This is a genomic window from Niallia nealsonii (assembly GCF_002835805.1).
GTDB lineage: Bacteria > Bacillota > Bacilli > Bacillales > Cytobacillaceae > Niallia > Niallia nealsonii.
The window spans coordinates 49,685-68,657 of the sequence record NZ_PISE01000010.1; the positions used below are offsets into that span (position 1 = coordinate 49,685).

17 protein-coding genes are annotated in these 18,973 nt (G+C 34.1%); 13 read left to right on the forward strand and 4 right to left on the reverse strand.

The features are described from left to right. Nucleotides 1-2 precede the first annotated feature (2 nt). Both CWS01_RS04600 and CWS01_RS04605 read right to left on the reverse strand, forming a co-directional pair. Nucleotides 3-1,622: a response regulator gene (locus CWS01_RS04600; protein WP_101175873.1), complete on the reverse strand. Its 1,620-nt coding sequence runs from the start codon at nt 1,620-1,622 to the stop codon at nt 3-5. A gap of 15 nt (nt 1,623-1,637) precedes the next feature. Next, nucleotides 1,638-3,467, reverse strand: coding sequence for a sensor histidine kinase (locus tag CWS01_RS04605; protein ID WP_101175874.1), 1,830 nt, complete (start codon nt 3,465-3,467; stop codon nt 1,638-1,640). A gap of 208 nt (nt 3,468-3,675) precedes the next feature. On the opposite strand from CWS01_RS04605, the gene CWS01_RS04610 reads away from it, so the two are divergent. From CWS01_RS04610 to CWS01_RS04625, 4 genes are read left to right on the forward strand one after another with little or no spacing between them, the layout of a single operon-like run. Next, nucleotides 3,676-4,950 carry a sugar ABC transporter substrate-binding protein gene (locus tag CWS01_RS04610; RefSeq protein ID WP_101175875.1) on the forward strand — a complete coding sequence of 425 codons (1,275 nt, stop codon included), beginning with the start codon at nt 3,676-3,678 and terminating at the stop codon, nt 4,948-4,950. Nucleotides 4,951-5,009: 59 nt separating this feature from the next. Then, on the forward strand, nt 5,010-5,900 hold the full coding sequence (locus CWS01_RS04615; RefSeq protein ID WP_101175876.1) for a carbohydrate ABC transporter permease: 891 nt from the start codon (nt 5,010-5,012) through the stop codon (nt 5,898-5,900). A gap of 10 nt (nt 5,901-5,910) precedes the next feature. Continuing rightward, entirely contained in the window at nt 5,911-6,753 is an 843-nt protein-coding gene (locus CWS01_RS04620) for a carbohydrate ABC transporter permease (RefSeq protein ID WP_101175877.1), read from the forward strand. Between the two features lie 34 nt (nt 6,754-6,787). Then, entirely contained in the window at nt 6,788-7,900 is a 1,113-nt protein-coding gene (locus tag CWS01_RS04625; protein ID WP_101175878.1) for a glycoside hydrolase family 172 protein, read from the forward strand. A 232-nt stretch (nt 7,901-8,132) separates the two neighbouring features. Here CWS01_RS04625 and CWS01_RS04630 read toward each other — a convergent pair whose 3' ends face one another. Together CWS01_RS04630 and rpiA are read right to left on the reverse strand one after the other, a co-directional pair. After that, complete coding sequence (locus tag CWS01_RS04630; RefSeq protein ID WP_101175879.1) at nt 8,133-9,101, reverse strand: Gfo/Idh/MocA family protein; 969 nt, start codon at nt 9,099-9,101, stop codon at nt 8,133-8,135. Next, the gene (rpiA, locus tag CWS01_RS04635; RefSeq protein ID WP_101175880.1) at nt 9,098-9,796 is read right to left on the reverse strand and encodes a ribose 5-phosphate isomerase A; all 699 of its coding nucleotides are present in this window, start codon (nt 9,794-9,796) and stop codon (nt 9,098-9,100) included. The genes CWS01_RS04630 and rpiA overlap by 4 nt, the downstream gene beginning before the upstream one ends. Before the next feature lie 314 nt (nt 9,797-10,110). Between rpiA and CWS01_RS04640 the strand changes: the two genes are divergently transcribed. The 9 genes from CWS01_RS04640 to CWS01_RS04680 all read left to right on the forward strand — a co-directional run bounded on the left by CWS01_RS04640 (nt 10,111) and on the right by CWS01_RS04680 (nt 18,968). Continuing rightward, nucleotides 10,111-11,322 (forward strand): Bcr/CflA family multidrug efflux MFS transporter, encoded by a 1,212-nt coding sequence (locus CWS01_RS04640; RefSeq protein ID WP_101175881.1) that lies wholly within the window; start codon nt 10,111-10,113, stop codon nt 11,320-11,322. 169 nt (nt 11,323-11,491) lie between these two features. Further along, the gene (locus CWS01_RS04645; protein ID WP_101175882.1) at nt 11,492-11,938 is read left to right on the forward strand and encodes a MarR family winged helix-turn-helix transcriptional regulator; all 447 of its coding nucleotides are present in this window, start codon (nt 11,492-11,494) and stop codon (nt 11,936-11,938) included. An 18-nt stretch (nt 11,939-11,956) separates the two neighbouring features. Continuing rightward, nucleotides 11,957-12,595 carry a nitroreductase family protein gene (locus CWS01_RS04650; RefSeq protein WP_101175883.1) on the forward strand — a complete coding sequence of 213 codons (639 nt, stop codon included), beginning with the start codon at nt 11,957-11,959 and terminating at the stop codon, nt 12,593-12,595. Between the two features lie 13 nt (nt 12,596-12,608). After that, complete coding sequence (locus CWS01_RS04655) at nt 12,609-12,905, forward strand: putative quinol monooxygenase (protein WP_101175884.1); 297 nt, start codon at nt 12,609-12,611, stop codon at nt 12,903-12,905. Nucleotides 12,906-13,224: 319 nt separating this feature from the next. Beyond that, nucleotides 13,225-15,630, forward strand: coding sequence for a nitrite reductase large subunit NirB (gene nirB / locus CWS01_RS04660; RefSeq protein WP_101175885.1), 2,406 nt, complete (start codon nt 13,225-13,227; stop codon nt 15,628-15,630). A gap of 43 nt (nt 15,631-15,673) precedes the next feature. Further along, on the forward strand, nt 15,674-15,991 hold the full coding sequence (gene nirD / locus CWS01_RS04665; protein ID WP_101175886.1) for a nitrite reductase small subunit NirD: 318 nt from the start codon (nt 15,674-15,676) through the stop codon (nt 15,989-15,991). A gap of 4 nt (nt 15,992-15,995) precedes the next feature. Further along, the gene (gene cobA, locus CWS01_RS04670; protein WP_101175887.1) at nt 15,996-17,426 is read left to right on the forward strand and encodes a uroporphyrinogen-III C-methyltransferase; all 1,431 of its coding nucleotides are present in this window, start codon (nt 15,996-15,998) and stop codon (nt 17,424-17,426) included. 3 nt (nt 17,427-17,429) lie between these two features. Then, nucleotides 17,430-18,152 carry a sirohydrochlorin chelatase gene (locus CWS01_RS04675; protein WP_101175888.1) on the forward strand — a complete coding sequence of 241 codons (723 nt, stop codon included), beginning with the start codon at nt 17,430-17,432 and terminating at the stop codon, nt 18,150-18,152. A 15-nt stretch (nt 18,153-18,167) separates the two neighbouring features. Beyond that, nucleotides 18,168-18,968 (forward strand): formate/nitrite transporter family protein, encoded by an 801-nt coding sequence (locus tag CWS01_RS04680; RefSeq protein WP_101175889.1) that lies wholly within the window; start codon nt 18,168-18,170, stop codon nt 18,966-18,968. Nucleotides 18,969-18,973: the final 5 nt, after the last annotated feature.

Here is an 18,973-nt window from a genome sequence, read left to right on the forward strand (position 1 = left end):
TTCTAAATAGATGGAGGGCTAACCTTTTTTTCTGCAGCTGTACGGAATTCGCTTGGAGTAATTCCAGTTATTTTTTTAAAGGAAGCACTGAAATAATATTGGTTGGCATAGCCCACTTTTTCACTAATCTCCATAATAGGATAGTTGGTATTTTTCAGAAGCTCTTTCGCTTTATTAATTCTTACATCTGTAATATATTTAGAAATGCTTTTTTCTTTTGCTCTTTTAAATAGGGTACCTAGGTAAGATGGGCTCATATTAACAAATTGTCCAATTTTATTTAAATTAAGTTCAAAATCATGATAGTGAGTCTCAATATATTGGATTACTTGCTCCGCTACTTGAGTATGTTTAGATTGTACCGAGCTTTCTAACATTTTGCATGAAAAAACACATATTTCAAATAAGTAGCTGCATATTTCCTTACTTGTTTGAAGTTCTTCTAATTTCTTGAAAATGTTTGTCATTTTGTAACGGATTTCTTGATCCTCTATACCGATATCATATAGAAAACGTAATAATCTTGATAAGAGGGAATAAACGTAAGCAATAATTCCATTTTTATTATAATAATCACTTGTCCATCTTTTTTCCAATAAGTTCGTAAAATCCTTTAATGAACTTATGTCTTTTTGGGCAATAAAATTAATGAATTTCTCTTCATCACCTAAAGGAAAAACTATAGGAAAAGGATTATTTTGTCTAATATCTTGAATGGAGAGAATAGAATCTTCACCTAAAATAAATTTATAGCCATTTGCATGTTTGGCATTTTGATAGGAAAGAGAAATTTCCCAAATGGATGGAACGATATTTCCAATGCCGATTGTTTTGGTTAAGGATTGAAATTGAAACTCCTCTTTTAGATTTTTGAATTTTTTTATAAGATATGGGATAAATCCATCTTCTATTTTGCTTATACTCCCTATTAAAAATATAAGGCGGCTTCCTTGATTAATCGTGTAGCATATGCATTGTTTAGTGAGGACATTTTCCACTGTTTTAATATAGTGAAAGATTTGCATATGGTAACGTTCTACTCCAAGTATTTTCATTTGATCAAGGTATTTATGGATGTCTATATAAACACAAACATACTCGTGTGCAGAAAAGTCTAAGTCCAAATATGCTGCTTGTTCACCTAGTGTATATTCTGCATAATCTGATCCAGCGTTTATTAGATCAAGAAAAAATTTCTCCATTAAAGCAGGTCTACTTTGCTCTAACCGTTCTAATGTATCTTTTTCTAAATCTGATTTATGAAGAGTTTGTTGAATAATTTCGAAAAGATATTGATAATCTATGGGTTTTTCAACATAATCGCATACATCTAGCCGGATAGCTTCTTTGGCATAATTGAAATCATCGTAACTGCTAATGAAGATTACTTTAATGAAAGGATACTTGTTTAGAACCGCTTTGGCTAATTCAATCCCGTTCATTTGTGGCATTTGTATATCAGATATTATTATATCTGGCTTCATCTTTTCTAACTGAGACAAGGCATCTTTTCCATTGGTATAAATACCACAAATTTCTGCATCTATACTCTTCCAGTGAATATTTTTACATATTCCTTCTGAACAAATTTGATTATCATCTACGATCATCACTCTTTTCATAAAAATTCTCCTTTCTTAAAGATCAAATAGATCTTCATCTAAAATCATCTGCTGTAAACTTAATGTTACGCTTGTTCCAGAAGGTTCTCGTTTGGCTACTTGAAGAGCAGGGGGAGACTTAGAAAACATAGAAAGGCGTTTATTAACATTTATCAATCCAAAATGTTGCTTGGTTTTAACATTATTATTAGTTAGTGCACCATTAATTTTTTTGCATGTCTCATCTGATATTCCTTTCCCATTATCATCAATCGTTATAAGGATATCTTCTTCTTTATAAAACAAGGAGATGTGTATAGCTATTTCGTCTGAATGATTTATGCCGTGGTGAATACAATTTTCTAGAATTGGTTGGAGGACAAACTTTGGTATCAAAAAGTTCTCAATCCCAGCTTCTTTGGAAATATGCCATGTAAAGGAATGGTTTCGATTTAATTTCTCCATTTCTAGATAAAGAATAGCAATTTCTAATTCATCCTTAATAGAGATAAGTTCATCCCCTTTCTTTAAAAGCATACGATAAAATTTTGCGAGTCTTATAATCATATTATTGGCATCTTCTAGTCTTCCAAGTGTCTGACATGTTTTTATGGAATCAAGCATGTTATATAGGAAATGTGGATTTATTTTGGACTGCTCCAACTGAAATCTCATCTTTTCCTCTTGAATTTTAAAATCTAAGAGTGATTGGAAATTTGTATTCATTTTATCTGTCATTTTATTAAAAACAATAGCTAAATCATCAAATTCATCCTTGTATTTTTTGTTTTCATCAATCGGTAATTTTAAAGTTATTGGTTTATTTTTGTAATCATTAAAGGAAATAGATGTCATTATACTAGCTAATTGACGAATTTTTTTACTTAATTCATTGGAGGTAAACAAACTGCTTAAAATGCTGACAATCACTACAAAAATAACAGTAGCGAGTAAAATACTGACTAGAATGAACGTGTTGCTGACGATGTATTTATTGGGTACCTCTGTAATAACATACCAATTTGTTACATGATTATATTTTACGATGTATTGTTTGTTTTTCCATTTAAAAGGTTTTTCTGTTCCCGTTTTTATTTTAAGAAATAGATTTTTTTCTAATTTTTTACTGAGTAGTGATTCAGTGCGATGAGAAATAATCAGTCCATTTTCATCAACGAGGAAGCTGCTTATACTTGAATCTGAACTGCTGTCTTGCAAAATTTTATTGATTTCCGATTCTTTAATATCAATAAAAAAAGCATAGTCAATTTCACTGCTGTTCTGTTTTTTAAACACAACATAGGCTGAAATATAATTATTCTTTTTATAGGTTTGATGTAGAACAAATGGTTCTTTAATATTCTTTGATAAATGCCAATTTAAATGATTAATATTTTTATGCATTTCTTGACTAGAAATTCCATGATTCTTAATATCTTTTATATCGAAAAAAGTGATTCCTTCATGACTAAATAAAAAATCTTCTTTTGTATAAACACTAATATTAGCAAACTGAAATGAATTTTTTAAATTAGCAATATTATTCCTGACAGCACTATATGTATTAAGCTGTTCAGGCAGGGAAGAAGGAGATTGCAAGATTAATGTATACATATAATATTGCATCATATTTGATGCATTCTCCATTTGGTTAAATCGATTTGCAAGAATTTCATTTAATTGATTATTAGAATAGGAAACTGAATCTAATAATTTGTTTTTTGCTATATTATAGGAAAGAACATAAGACAAAACGCCTAATAAAAAAAGGGGAATGATAGACATAATAAAGAAACTAAATAGTAATTTCCTTCGAAAGCTGTTAAAAATTTCCGGGAAAAACTTTTGAAGAAGATGGGAAATCAAAATTATCACCCTCCGAACAATGGTAAGCGATTACATTATATAAGTAAGTGTATATAGAATTATTATTTTAATCAATAGGAATGAAAATATAAAATATCTATAAAAATTATATTTTTATCATGGGAAATTATATTTAAGTAGTTTGCCTTATTTTTTATAATAAATTTGTAAATGTGAAAGCGCTTCAAAAATTTAAGGGGGACTTAAAATGAGTAGTACAAAAAGGTTATTAAGTATTGCTTTGAGCGTATTAATGTTAGCGGCTATTTTTCTGACTGGATGTGTTGGGGTAAATACATCTTCAACAGATGAAAAGGAGGATGGGGATGGTTCTACAAAAAATCAAACCATTACTTTAATGACAAATGATTCAACTAAACCAGGATGGAAAGCTTACCAAAAGAAAATTGAAGAAGCAACTGGAGTAAAATTAGATATTATTGTAACACCAACTAATCCAGACGATATGGTAGCTAAAATGACTACAATCTTGTCATCTGGTGATAATTCTATTGATTTAATGCATGTAAATGATGAACTTATTACAGCCTTTTCAAGAGCAGGTTATTTAGAGCCACTTGAAAAGGAAGTAATGACACCAGATACTGTCAAGAATTTTTCCGAACAATATATTAAGGATATCCCAACATTTAATGGGAGTATATATTCTGTTCCTAGCTATTTGGAAATATTAGCATTTTGGGTAAATCATCAAATATTAAAAAGTGCAGGAATGGATGTCCCAAAAAATAAAGAAGAGTTTCTAAAATATGCAAAAGCAGCAACAAAAAATGGAGTATATGGTTATGGGGGCTCTTGGGAGAAAAGCTATGTTTTTAATGAGATAGGTACATTCGTTAATTTATTTGGAGGAGACTACTTTGATTGGGAAAATCCGAAAACGCAAGAAGCTTTAAAATTTATGTACGATTTAGCACATACAGAAAAGGTTACCCCACTATCACAATTAGCGGATATATATGATCCTATGAATCAAAAATTTATTGATGGAAAATACGGGATGCTCTTTATGTATACAGGAGCAATTCCAACTTTTGAAGATGCAGGAAAATTTAGTCCCGAGCAATTAAATATTGAACCGATGCCAACATTTGAGACAAATGATGCGTTTATTGCATCCTGGCACTTTGTATTAAATAAGTCTTCTGAAAAGAAAGCTGCTTCCAGAAAAGTTTTACAATATATAGCAAGCCCAGAAGGACAATTAGCATACAGCGAAATGTCTGGTAGATTGCCAGCTCGATTAGATGTAATTAATGATCCTAGTTTTACAGCAAAAGGATTGGAGAGTGTAAAAAACTATATTAGCAATAGCACACTTCGAGGCAGACCGCTAGTGCCACAATCTATGGAATTTGTAAATGGAATAGGCGCAATTTTCCAAAAATATGTATCTGATGATATTAGTTTAGAGGAAGCGGTTAAACAAGCACAAAAAGAGATTGATCGATTGGCTGAATAATTGGGAGAAAGAGAAAAAGCTGGGGTTAGAGTATTCTAACCCCAGAAAGGAGTTATTGTATGAATATTACAAAAAGATTCTCTCATAATAAATTGCTGATTGCGTGGATACTGATCTTGCCTGTTTTGCTTATTAGAGGATTTACTATTATATATCCTATCATTGTAACTTTTATTAACAGTCTTTTTGAAATAAATATGTTTAAAGGCGGCATAGCAACCTTTGTAGGACTAGATAATTTTTTAGCCATTTTAAAGGATGATAAAATCATCACTTCATTGGAATTCACCGTCATTTTTACCGTTGTATCCATGATTTTTCATATTGTTTTAGGAATTTTATTAGCGCAATTATTAAATGTGAAATTTAAAGGGAAGAAATTTTTGCGCACGATTGTCTTAATTCCATGGGCTATGCCTATGGTGGTAACTGGATTGGCTGCTCGCTGGGCTTTTAATGATACGTATGGTTTAGTGAATGATTTAATCCGCAAATTCTTTCCTAATTTCCAATTTGATTGGCTAATATATCCAGAGTCTACTAGACTTGCTGTTATTTTGGTGGATTTGTGGAAAGATGTTCCTTTTTTTGCTATTTTACTTTTGGCAGGATTGCAATTTATTCCAGAAGAAATTTACGAGTCAGCTAAAATGGATGGCGCAGGTGTATTTCGGACTTTTTTTACGATTACACTTCCACTCATTATGCAAAACCTATTAACCTTATGTATTTTCTTTACGATGTGGAGAATAGTGAGCTATGACATCGTTTATGCAATGACAACAGGAGGTCCTGGTGATTCGACTAGTTTACTGGCATATAGGATTGCTGTTGAAGCATTCACAAACTTAAATATAGGATATGCCTCGGCTATTGCGGTTTGCTTATTCCTAATTATGATAATTATCAGTAGCTTAAGTTTGCTTGCGATAAAAAAGAATGATTATTAGGAGGGATATTATGGACGTCAAAACTGCTAGACAAATATCTTTTTTCGTTAGATGGGGATCAACAGCGGCTGTAGCGATAATCATATTACTCCCTCTGTATTGGATATTTATTTCTTCGATTATACCAAAAGGCTCCTTATTTAAAACGCCGATTGATTACTTTCCAAATGATATTACTTTTCATAATTATAAGGATTTGTTTGTTCAATTAGGCATTGGAGAAATGGCTATTAATACACTCATTATTACAGGTTTCTCATTGATTGCTTCTATTATATTTGGAACTGCTGCAGCTTATGGATTTGCAAGATACGATTATTCTAAGGGAGTTAGCTGGGGATATAAACTACTATTATTTTCTGCCCTGATTCCACCTGTCATTACAGCAAGACCATTATATGACTTTATGAAATCAGTTCATTTAATTGATACGTACTTAGGATTAACCATTCTTTATACAAGTTCCCTACTGCCGTTTTCTGTCCTAATTCTCTATAATTTTGTAAAACAAATTCCAGCTTCATTGGAAGAAGCAGCTCAAGTAGACGGAGCCAATTATTTGCAAGTGTTATTTAAGATTTATTTTCCATTAATGAAACCAGCAATTGCCACTATCAGTATTATAAATTTCATTCAATGTTTAAATGAATTTTTTACTCCCTTATTCTTTTCCTACAAAATTAAGGTATTAAGTGTAGGCATCACCACGATACCAAGGGAGAGCAATTTTGAAGTTCCATGGGATTTAATTAGTTCTATGGGGTGGTTTATTACATTGCCAATTATCTTATTTGTTATGATTTTTGAGAAAAATATAATGGAAGGAATAACAGCTGGTGGAGTAAAGCAATAACTAATCAAACAATATAAAAAGGAGTGAAATTACATTGAATAATATATTTGCAAATAGTTTATCCGGTTTGCCGCTAATTAATAATGGAAGGTCTCGTGCAATCAATGCTGAAAATCCTACTGGTCAAAAAGGGGAAGGAGGAAAAGCATCGAGCCACCTTGGACCATCTCGTAAAGGCTCGCCTTGCATTCGGGATATAAAGTCTGGCGACACTGTACTTCTTGGAGAGATAGATGGTCCTGGTGTTATTCAGCATATTTGGATAACTGTCCCATCTAAGGTAAATGATAAAAATCCTTTTGTTTTAAGAGATCTTGTATTAAGAATGTATTGGGATGGAGAAGATACTCCATCTGTAGAAAGCCCGCTAGGTGATTTTTTCTGTTGTGGCTTTGGGGAAGGATGTCTTGTCAATTCTATGCCGATAGCTGTAAACCCTAATCGAGGCATGAATAGCTACTTTGTAATGCCATTTCATAAGAAAGCGCGTATTACAATTGAAAACCAATGTGAAGAAACTATTCCTGCTTTTTTCTATCAAATTGATTATTGCCTATATGATAGTTTACCTGCTGAAACTGGATATTTTCATGCACAGTGGCGTAGGCAGCATATAACTGAAATTGGAAACGATTATGTGATATTAGATAATGTAAAAGGAAAAGGTTTATACGTAGGAACATATATGGCATTATCCACTTTAGAACGTTATTGGTGGGGAGAAGGAGAAGTTAAATTTTATTTGGATGGAGATAAAGAATACCCAACAATTTGTGGAACAGGCACAGAAGATTACTTTGGAGGAGCATGGAGCTTTGCAACCTATGATTCTGCCGGTAAAATGCATGAGACTAACTACTGTACTCCTTTTTTAGGATATCCATTCTATTCAGCAAAAGACAATACTGTTGTAAATGATTATCATAATGATGATGCTCCGCCCATGCGAGGTTTTTATCGATGGCATGTAATGGATCCAATCCGATTTGAAGAGAATATTCGTGTAACAGTGCAGCAAATAGGTGTTAGCCACCGAGGTTTGTTTGAACGGCAAGATGATGTTTCTACAGTAGCATATTGGTATCAAATGGAGCCACATGAACCATTTACTTCAATAATGGATGCCAAAAAAAGATGGCCGAGATAAGGTGAAACTAACAAATAGTGGGGGTTTTACGAGCTAGTTTATTTCCGCCTAGACTTTCCCTTCCTTAATCTTGAGGTAGAAGTCTTACTGCTTGTTACTGCGTGATAAAAAGGAGAAAGCTGCTGTTAACTATTAGTGAATAGCAGCTTTCCCCTTTTTATTTAGAATAGAAAAATTTCTATATACTTAGTTTATAAAAAGTGAAAATATAATTAGCGTATACCGGCATTTGTCATTCAAACGAATACGTAATTCCCCATTGCTTTCTCACATCTGTCATAATATCCATTACATCAACAGATAAATCAAGTGTTTTTTTGCTTGATTTATTGTGAATATATTCCTCGATATCTTTAATCTCATAGCATAATGCTTTATTTGTATCTCCTGCTTGAATAATTTCTTGTGTTCCATCTAAATACGTTATCGTTGCTTTGTCAGCACGTGGAAATGCATCGACCGTAATGTAGCCAAGATCTCCTGCCACTACCCCCAGTTTTTGCATTCTTGCTCTCATCGTCAGTGTAATAACAGCCATTTCATCCTCTTCATTTTTTAAAATAATGCCAGATTGTTCATCCACGCCTGTTTCAAATTTTTTCATAGTTGTTAAAATTTCATTCGGTTTTTTGGAGAGAAAAAATCTTGCAAAGGAAAGGGCATATGTACCGATATCTAAAAGGGCGCCGCCTGCTAAATCTTTGTTGAAAAAACGATTTGTCACATCATTTTCTTTGCAGCTGCCAAAATTAACGGTTACCATTTTTAAGTTGCCGATTTTTCCTGATTGCACAATTTCTCGCAATTTTTTATATAAAGGCATATGGTAAACAGTCATTGCTTCTGCGACAATCAATTGTTTTTTCTCTGCTAATTGTACGATTTTTTGGAGTTGGCTGCTGTTTACGGTGATGGCTTTTTCACACAATACATGTTTATTGTTTTCTAAGCTTTTTAAGATATATTCATAGTGGTTAGAATGTGGGGTAGAAATATAAACAACGTCTATATTTTTATCTTGAAGCATTTCATCATAGCTGCCAAAAGCTTTTTCTACATGATAGTTTTTAGCAAATTGTTCTGCTTTTTCTAAAGTTCGAGAACCAACTGCATAGACAGTTCCATTTACTTCGTTAAGCGCTTGGGCAAAATCTGCTGCAATAGTTCCAGGTCCTAATATGGCCCAATTTAATTTTTTCATAAGATCACCTCATTAGTTGTTTTGGAGATTAGTTGAAAGTCATTTTCTGTAGCAAGCAAAACCTTTGTTACTTCCTTTGTAAATAAAGATGTTTCAATTACACCGCAGATATTTATAAGTGTCTGCTGCAAAATAGCAAAATTATCGACCTGATTAAAATGCACATCGATTAATAGATTGCCATTATCACTAATAGTAAAACCATCTTTTTCTGCTGATTTGCGTATGGAAGTTTCTCCATCTAATTGCCATATCATCTTTTCTACATAACATAAACTTTCTGGGAAAATTTCTAAAACAATAGGATGCTTGCAAGTTAAACTAGGAACAAATTTGCTTTCATCAACTAACAGAATATAATCTTCTGCCATGCTGGCAACCAGCTTTTCCTGTGTATGTATCCCGCCGCCGCTTTTTAGTGCATATAGCTGTTCATCTACTTCATCACAGCCATCAAAAGCCACAGAAATACTAGAAATGGAGCTTGTTGGAAGAACTTCTAATCCATTTTTTATACAAAGCATTCTTGTTGTATTAGAAGGGGTTACAATTTTGACTCGCAATTGGGGTTCAGATTGAAGATATTCTATTAAATAAGATATCGTGCTGCCCCCTCCTAATCCAATGATGGTATCATTTGCGATAAAATCAAGCGCTTTTTTTGCACATCTTCTCTTAATCGTATCAGTATTCATTCTATACCTCCATTTTAAAGAGCTGCTAATCATGCAATTTTAGTGTATGCCTCTTATTTTTTGCTGTCAATTGATAGTGATTGAAAATTAGAATATTTGCTAAATACGTATAATCTTAAAAAGGAATAGGCTTTCAAAATATTTTAAAGGAATCTTAGAAAATATTTTTATAGTAAAAACATATTATTATTAAACTAATTATTTAGACTTAAGAAATATTTTTGCTTTTTAGGTGCATTTTATCTATTCAGAAAAGTTATTACCATGTAAAATGAATAAATGAAAAAAATTATTTATTAAAGGGTGGTAAACAATTGACGAAAGAAAAAGATGCAAAACGGATTAGATTAGCATTGCTTCTTGGATCCCTTGCCATTTTAGGCCCATTTACGATTGATATGTATTTACCCTCATTTCCTACTATTGTAGAAACGTATAAAACAAGTGCTTCATTTGTGCAGATAAGTTTAACAACTTGTCTCTTAGGACTAGGCTTTGGCCAGCTGATTATTGGTCCAATGAGTGATGTACAAGGGCGAAAAAAGCCGTTATTAATTTTTATTGTTTTATATTTTGTAGCATCCTTAGCATGTTCTTTTTCTCCATCTATTGCTGTATTTATTGGAGCAAGATTTGTGCAAGGATTTGCGGCAGCGGCAGGACTTGTTATTTCTAGGGCAATTGTCCGGGATGTTTATAATGGAAGAGAGCTGACAAAGTTTTTTGCTTTATTAATGCTTGTAAACAATCTTGGTCCAATTATTGCACCTGTCGCAGGCAGCAGCGTGCTTGCATTAACAGAATGGAAGGGAGTTTTTATTTTATTGGCTTTTGTTGGAGTCTTGTTATTTTTTATTGTTTCAACAAGATTAGAAGAAACTTTGCCAGTCGAAAAAAGAGTGCCGAGCAGCATTTCTCAAACATTAAAAAACTTCGCTTCTCTATTTAAGGATCGTCAATTTATTGGCTATGCTTTAACACAAGGATTTATTGTTGCGGGAATCTTTGCATATGTTTCTGGAACTCCATTTGTTTATCAAAACATTTACCATGTTTCACCGCAAGTATTTAGTTTATTATTTGGAATGAACGGAATAGCGTTGATGATGGGGACACAGTTAGTTGGTCGTTTCACTGATATTATTCCTGAGAAAACCTTTTTAAAAATAGGTTTATTTATTGCAAATATTGCTGCCATCGTATTGGTAATAGCAATTCTATTAAAAGCTCCTCTGCTTGCAATTGTTGTCCCAATTTTCTTTTTTGTATCAACAATTGGAATCATCTCGACTACATCTTTTTCTTTAGCGATGGAATCTCAAGGACATATTGCGGGAAGTGCTTCCGCTTTATTAGGATTATTGCCGTTTATATTAGGAAGCATATCCGCTCCATTAGTGGGAATAGCGGGAGAAAACACTGCATTGCCAATGGGGTTAATTATGTTTTTCGCCAGTTTTATCGCGCTTCTTTCCTATTTTGTTTTGGTGAGGAAAAGAAAACATGCCATTCCGGCGATTCACTAAAAGTAAAAAAGAAACTGCTAAGTCTTATTGATTTAGCGGTTTTTTGTCTTCGCCTTTTTTATCTCGATTGTATTCTCTATAAGTTAAATATATTTGACAAAAAGATAAATTGAATATATATTTGATGCATCAATAATTGATAGGTCAATTAATAAGTGGAGGGGATGGATTGTCAAATACTTGTTCTACTCATTTGCAGATCTTTTACCAGCTGCAAACGTTAAATAAAAATTTAGCTTGTAAATTTGAATCATGTTTAGGTTCTAGTCCATCTCGCATTGAAATATTGCAGCAGCTTTATCGTAATCAAGAAATCAGCCAAAAGGAACTGCAAAAGATGGTTAAGATAGATAACGCTGCTGTTACGAGACATTTAAAACAGCTAGAAGCGGCCAATATGGTTACAAGAAGAAAAAAAGCAGATGATAATCGAATAACATTGGTTTGTTTAACCGAGGATGGCCGCAATGCTATTAGAGAATCGCTGCAAGAGAAAGAACAATTTATTGCCCAAACTTTTAAAGATTTTAGTGAAGAAGAACTGCAAATTTTTTTAGAGATGCTTTCAAAAATAGGCGCTAATATTGCAAGTGTAGAAATAAAAATCAGCAAATAGAGAGTGAGGAAAAGCGATATGACAACAGAATTGAAAACAAATGATTTTATGGAAATAATGAAAGGTAGACGTTCTATTCGCAACTATGATCCATCTGTAAAAATAAGCAAAGAGGAAATGAAGGATATATTGGAAGAAGCAGCGACTGCGCCATCATCTATCAATATGCAGCCATGGCGTTTTATTGTGATTGATAGTCCTGAAGGAAAAGAAAAACTTCTTCCCATGGCGTCTTTTAACCAAACACAGGTGAAAACTTCGGCGGCAGTTATCGCAATATTTGCAGATATGAACAATTTTGACTATGCGGAGGAAATTTATTCTAAAGCAGTTGAATTAGGATATATGCCACAAGAAGTGAAAGAGCGCCAGATGGCGGCCTTTGCCAATCACTTTGCAAAACTGCCTGAACAGATTAATAGAGAAACTATTTTAATAGATAGTGGATTAGTGTCTATGCAGTTAATGCTGACAGCAAGAGCACATGGATATGATACCAATCCAATTGGCGGTTATGATAAGGCAAATATTGCAGAGGCTTTTGATTTAGATAAAAAACGCTATATACCAGTTATGCTGCTTTCTATTGGAAAGGCAGCGGATGAGGGATATGAATCGTACCGCTTACCAGTAGAAACAATTACAGAATGGAAATAAAGGAGAGAGAAAATTGATTATTATTCATGCTGCTATGACAGTCAAAGAAGATAAACAAGATGAATTTTTACAAGAAGTACAGCAATTAGTGGAGGATACAAAAAAAGAAGCAGGCAATATTACGTATCAATTGCTGAAAAATACATCAGAAACAAATGTGTATACAATGGTTGAAGTATGGAAAGATATGGAGGCAGTTGCATCGCATAATAAAAGTGAACACTTTGTGGGCTTCACTCAAAAAGCACGAGACTTTTTGGCCGCTCCTTTGCAAGTAGATATATACGATGGTAAAAAAGTTCAACAATAATGAGCAAGAACCGGAGATGGATACGTATCCATCTTCTTTTTTTTCTAATTTTTTAAGTAGAAACTGAACAGCGGTTATCTATAAAAGTTAGATTTTGTACAACTCCAAACTTAACGTTCATAAAGTTGTAAAATCTGAATATCGTTTTTCACAAAAACCTCGCTATAATAAAAATATAAAAGATGTCTTAAAAATAAAGGTTTATCAATTTAAAGCAAAAAAGTATGGTTGGCAGAAAAATAGATAGACATCTTCATCTATATGTGAAATGAATCACAAAAATAACTTATGGCCCAAAATAAAATTTGGAGGAAATGATATGAAAAAACGATTAGTGATGATTGGGAATGGAATGGCTGGTGTACGTACAGTAGAAGAAATTTTAAAAAAAGATGCACAAAGTTTTGACATTACTATCATTGGAGATGAAAATCATCCCAACTACAATCGCATAATGCTTTCAAATGTTTTACAAGGGAAAACAACTGTTAATGAAATTAATATAAATGACTGGGATTGGTATAAAGAAAATAATATTAATCTGTTAACAGGAGAAAAAGTGATTAAAATTGATCGAGAAAACAAAGTGGTTATAACAGATCAAAAGAAGCAAATCAGCTATGATGAATTAATTATTGCAACAGGATCTAGTGCATTTATTTTACCGATTCCGGGAAGTGATTTGGAAGGAGTTATCGGCTTTCGTACAATTGAAGATACAGAGAAGATGATGGAAACAGCAGAAATGTACAAAAAAGCAGTTGTAATTGGCGGAGGTCTTCTTGGTTTAGAAGCAGCGAGAGGACTAATTGATAGAGGAATGGATGTTCATGTTGTTCATATTATGCCAACGCTGATGGAACAGCAATTAGATGCAGCTGCTGCAAATCTTTTAAGAAAAGACTTAGAAGCTCAAGGTATGAAATTTTTAATGGAAAAGCAAACAGCAGAAATTTGCGGAGAAACTCGTGTGGAAAGCTTAAAGTTCACAGACGGAACTTCTGTTGATTGTGATTTAGTTGTCATGGCGGTTGGAATACGTCCAAATGTTGCAATTGCAAAAGAAGCAGGGTTAGAAGTGAACAGAGCAATTGTAGTAAATGATCATATGGTTACAACTGACGATTTTATCTATGCTGTTGGAGAATGTGCGGAGCATAGAGGGATTGCATACGGCTTAGTGGCGCCGCTTTATGAACAAGGAATTGCATTAGCTAATCATATAACGGGAAAAGAAGGCATTGGCTATCAGGGCAGCATTCTTTCTACTCAATTGAAAGTTGCCGGCTGTGATTTATTTTCAGGAGGAAAGATTCATGAAGATGATCAAACAGAAGCGATTATTGTTCATGATCAATTTGCAAAAAAATACAAAAAAATTCTTATAACAGATAATAAAATTGTTGGAATTGTTCTTTATGGAGATGCATCTGATGGAAATCGTCTTTTCAATATGATGAAAAAACAAGCAGATATAAGTGAATATACAAGCACATCTGTTTTAAGCAGTGCTGATGCTTCCGGCGAAGAGGATTTAGTTGCAACAATGAGTGCGGAAGATACAGTATGCGGCTGTAATGGGGTAACAAAAGGAACAATTGTTCAATCGATTTTAGAACAAGGATTAACAACCTTTGAACAAGTGAAAGGATGCACAAAAGCGGGTGGTTCTTGCGGAAAATGTAAACCAATGGTAGAAAGTATTTTAGCACATACATTAGGAGATAGTTTTGATGCGTCGGCACAAAAAATGGGCATGTGCAGCTGTACAGAACTTACTCGTGATGAAGTGGTAGCACAGATTCTGGAAAAAGGCTTAAAAACACCGAAAGAAGTGCGCAATGTATTAGGTTTTGCTCATGAAGAAGGATGTTCTAAATGTCGTCCAGCTCTAAATTATTATATGCGTATGCTGCTTCCAGAGGAGTATGAAGATGATAAAGCATCCCGTTTTGTAAATGAAAAAATGGAAGGAAATATTCAAAAGGATGGTACATTCTCTGTTATCCCTCGTATGTATGGTGGAACAACAACAGCAGAAGATTTAATTCGTATCGGAGAAGTAGCGAAAAAATACAATGTGCCATTAGTGAAAGTAACAGGTGCTAGCAGAATTGGATTATATGGCGTTAAAAAAGAAGATGTACCACAGATGTGGGAAGATCTGGGCATGCGTTCAGGCTATGCTTATTCTAAATCACTTCGTAATGTAAAATCGTGTGTAGGTTCAAGATTTTGCCGTTTTGGCACACAAGATTCATTAGGACTAGGAATTAAATTGGAACAAGCAATTGAAATGGTAGATACCCCACATAAAATGAAAATGGGTATTACAGGATGTCCACGAAACTGTGCGGAAGTATTGACAAAAGATTATGGAGTAGTATGTGTGGAAAATGGCTATCAAATCTACTTTGGGGGAAATGGCGGTACAGAAGTTCGTGAATGTGACTTGCTTACAACTGTAAAAACAGAAGAAGAAGTTATTACCCTCGCCAAAGCTTATGTCCAACTATACCGTGAACATGCAAATTATGGAGAACGTACTGCTCCTTGGGTAGAAAGAGTGGGTGTAGAGTGGGTGAAGGAAACATTATTAAAAGAAAAAAATATCAAACTACTTGCAGAGCGTTTTGAAAGAGCGAAAGGAACCTACCAAGAAGCATGGTCTAGTATTTTGCAAGATGAAAAGAAAAAAGAAATGTATCAAGTGGTAAGAAATTAAGAGAGCTTGCTTTAGAAATTATCATTCATGGAGGGAAACTTTAATGAATACAACCAAAGAAAGCGTAAAAGTAATGAAATTAGCCGATTTGCCACAACAAATCGGCAAAGAAGTAATAATTAACGGGAAATCAGTTGCGCTGTTTCATTTAACGAATGGAGACGTTCGGGCAGTGCTAAATTCTTGTCCATATAAAAATGGACCATTAGCAGAAGGCATTGTCTCAGGCGAATTTGTTTTTTGTCCCCTGTATGATTGGAAAATTTCCCTTGTGACAGGCGAAGTACAAAAACCAGATGATGGTTTTGTAGAAACATTTGAAACAGAAATAAAAGATAATTATATTTATGTGATGGTGTAAGCAGATGACAACGAATAAAGGATATGTAGCATTTGTAGGAGCAGGACCGGGAGATATTGGGCTTATTACACAAAAGGGGCTAGAATGTTTAAGCAAGGCGGACGTAGTTTTTTACGACCGTCTTGCCAATCCAAGATTATTGCGCTATACAAACAATGACTGTGAATTTGTATATTGCGGCAAATTACCAAACAACCATACAATGAGGCAGGAAAAAATTAATGAATCTCTTATATATTATGCTTTAAAGGGGAAATATGTTGTACGGCTAAAAGGCGGAGATCCTTCTGTTTTCGGCCGTGTAGGAGAAGAAGCAGAGGCATTAGCGAAACAGGAGATACCTTTTGAAATGGTGCCAGGCATTACGGCAAGTATTGCAGCGAGCGCTTATGCTGGGATTCCTGTGACACATAGAGAATACAGTACAAGTTTTACTATTCGTACTGGTCATATTTGTGAAAAAAATCACAATTTAATGTATGATGGAAAAATAGATGAAATAGGAGATACAATTGCTTATTATATGGGAGTAAAAAGATTGGGTTCTATATGCAAAGCACTTATTGAAAAAGGCAAATCAAAAGAAACGAATGTTGCTGTTATTCAATGGGGAACATTGGGCAAACAGAATATTGTAGAAGGGACTTTGGCTACTATTGTATCCCTGGTAAAAAAAGAAAATATCACCAATCCTGCTCTTACTATTGTAGGAGATGTAGTAAAATTGCGTTCCTCTATTGCTTGGTTTGAAAAGCTGCCTTTTTACCAAAAAAGAATCATTATTGCCAAATCGTCAGCCAGTGAAAGCAAATTAGAAAAATATTTTTCTCAAAATGGAGCAGAGGCATTTGCCTTTCCTGCATTAAAAAAGGTGGATAGACCGTTTGCCTTTGCAGAAATAGAAGCAATTAAGGGAAGGGAAAGATTGATTTTTTTAGCACCTGAAAGTGCGGAATTATTCTTTGCGCAATTTTATCAGCATGGTTATGATGTACGTGATTTTCCAAAACAAATGGAATATATATCCGAGAAAACAAAAAAAGCATTGGCGGAAAAAGGGATTAGAGGTCAAAAAGCAGTTTTTAAGGCAAAAGCAGCTTGTATAATTGGGCCAGCAGGAAACAGAGATGCCAATAATTATGCACCGGAAAATATTTTTATTATCTCTCATGATTTGAAAATAGATTTTCGTTTTGATGAAATGAATCGACGTTTGTTATCAGAAGATCAATGGGAAACGGTGGTATTTCCCAATAAATCCTCGGTTGATTATTTTCTAAAAGAATGGACTCGGCTTTCAAAAGACGATCCGGCAACGCTTATGTTTGCTTATATTGGAAAGTCTGTAAAAGAGTATGCCATGGAAAAGGGATTTCGATTAATAGATGAACAAGTACAGCATGCATTAGAAACAAATGATTGGAAGGTTGAATAGCTGATGGACGCGGTTGTATATATCGGCCATGGCAGCCGGTTGGAAGAAGGAATACAGCATTTTTGTAATTTTATTAGGAGCGTAAAAAAAGAGATAGATATTCCTATGCAAGAGATTGCTTATTTAGAAATAAATGCCCCGTCTATAGGTGAAACAATGGAGAAAGTCATTCAAAATGGGGCAACCAATATTTTAGTTGTACCAGTCCTTTTATTTGCAGCTGCCCATTATAAAAGAGATATACCAGAAGAATTGCAAAAAGTACAAAATAAGTATCCATTCGTTCACTTTACTATGACAGCCCCATTTGATGTGCATGAGAAAATGATTGATTTAGTAGTGAAGAGAATTCAAGCGGAAGCTAAACAGGAAAAAGATGGTGTGGTGTTGCTTGTTGGCAGAGGAAGCAGCGATCCAGAGCCGATTTTTAAACTATTAGAAATTAGTAGAGCAGTAGAGCAAAAAATAAAACTGCCTGTAGATACCGCTTTTTTAACAGCAGGCACACCAAGTTTTGCAACAGAGCTTGCTAACTTAGAGGAAGAGTATGATCGCATTTATGTTATGCCCTATTTATTGTTTACAGGTGTGCTGTTAAAAAGAATGGAAAGACGGATTGCTGCGTGTACCAAATCTGTTATTTTATGCGGTCATTTGCAATATGACGAACGAATGAAGGAAGTGCTGATAGAGAGAATGCAAGAGCAATTCTTATTACAAGAATAGTAGGAGGAAAAGAATATGAAAGAAGTAATAATGGCTTTTAGCAATACGGCGGTTGCCAGGATTACTGGCCTTCAGAAAAGCAAACCGAAGTATTTAGTCGGTGCGATGCTGGCGGGATTTTTTGTTGGACTGGGCATTATTCTAATTTTTACTATTGGCGGTCTGCTTGCTCCAAGCGGATTTGCCGGAACAAAGATTATTATGGGAGTATCTTTTGGAATCGCATTAAGTTTGGTTATTATGGCTGGGGCTGATTTATTTACTGGCAATAATATGATTATGACTATCGGTGTGCTAGAAAAGAAAGTAACATGGACAGCAACAGGGCAAGTTTGGCTATACAGCTATATCGGCAATTTTATCGGCTCTATCCTTGTTGCTGTAATGTTCAGCTATTCAGGTCTTGCAGTCGATGGAGTGGCAGGATTTATTACAAATGCAGCAGCGGCAAAAATGAATGCTCCATTTATGGAATTATTAATCCGCGGAATTTTATGTAATATTCTTGTATGTCTAGCAGTCTGGTGTTCTGTTAAATTAAAGGATGAAACAGCAAAATTAATTATGATTTTCTGGTGTTTATTTGCCTTTATTACTTCAGGATTTGAACATAGTGTAGCAAATATGACGCTTCTATCTATTTCTTTAATTATTCCACATCCTGATACAGTTTCATTTGGAGGTATGTTTGCTAACCTACTGCCTGTAACGATCGGCAATATAATCGGTGGAGCAGTGTTCGTTGGAGCAGCTTATTGGTATAATATTTCCGAAAAAACAAAAGAAACAGTCGCTAAACTAAAAAAAAATGCTTGATAATG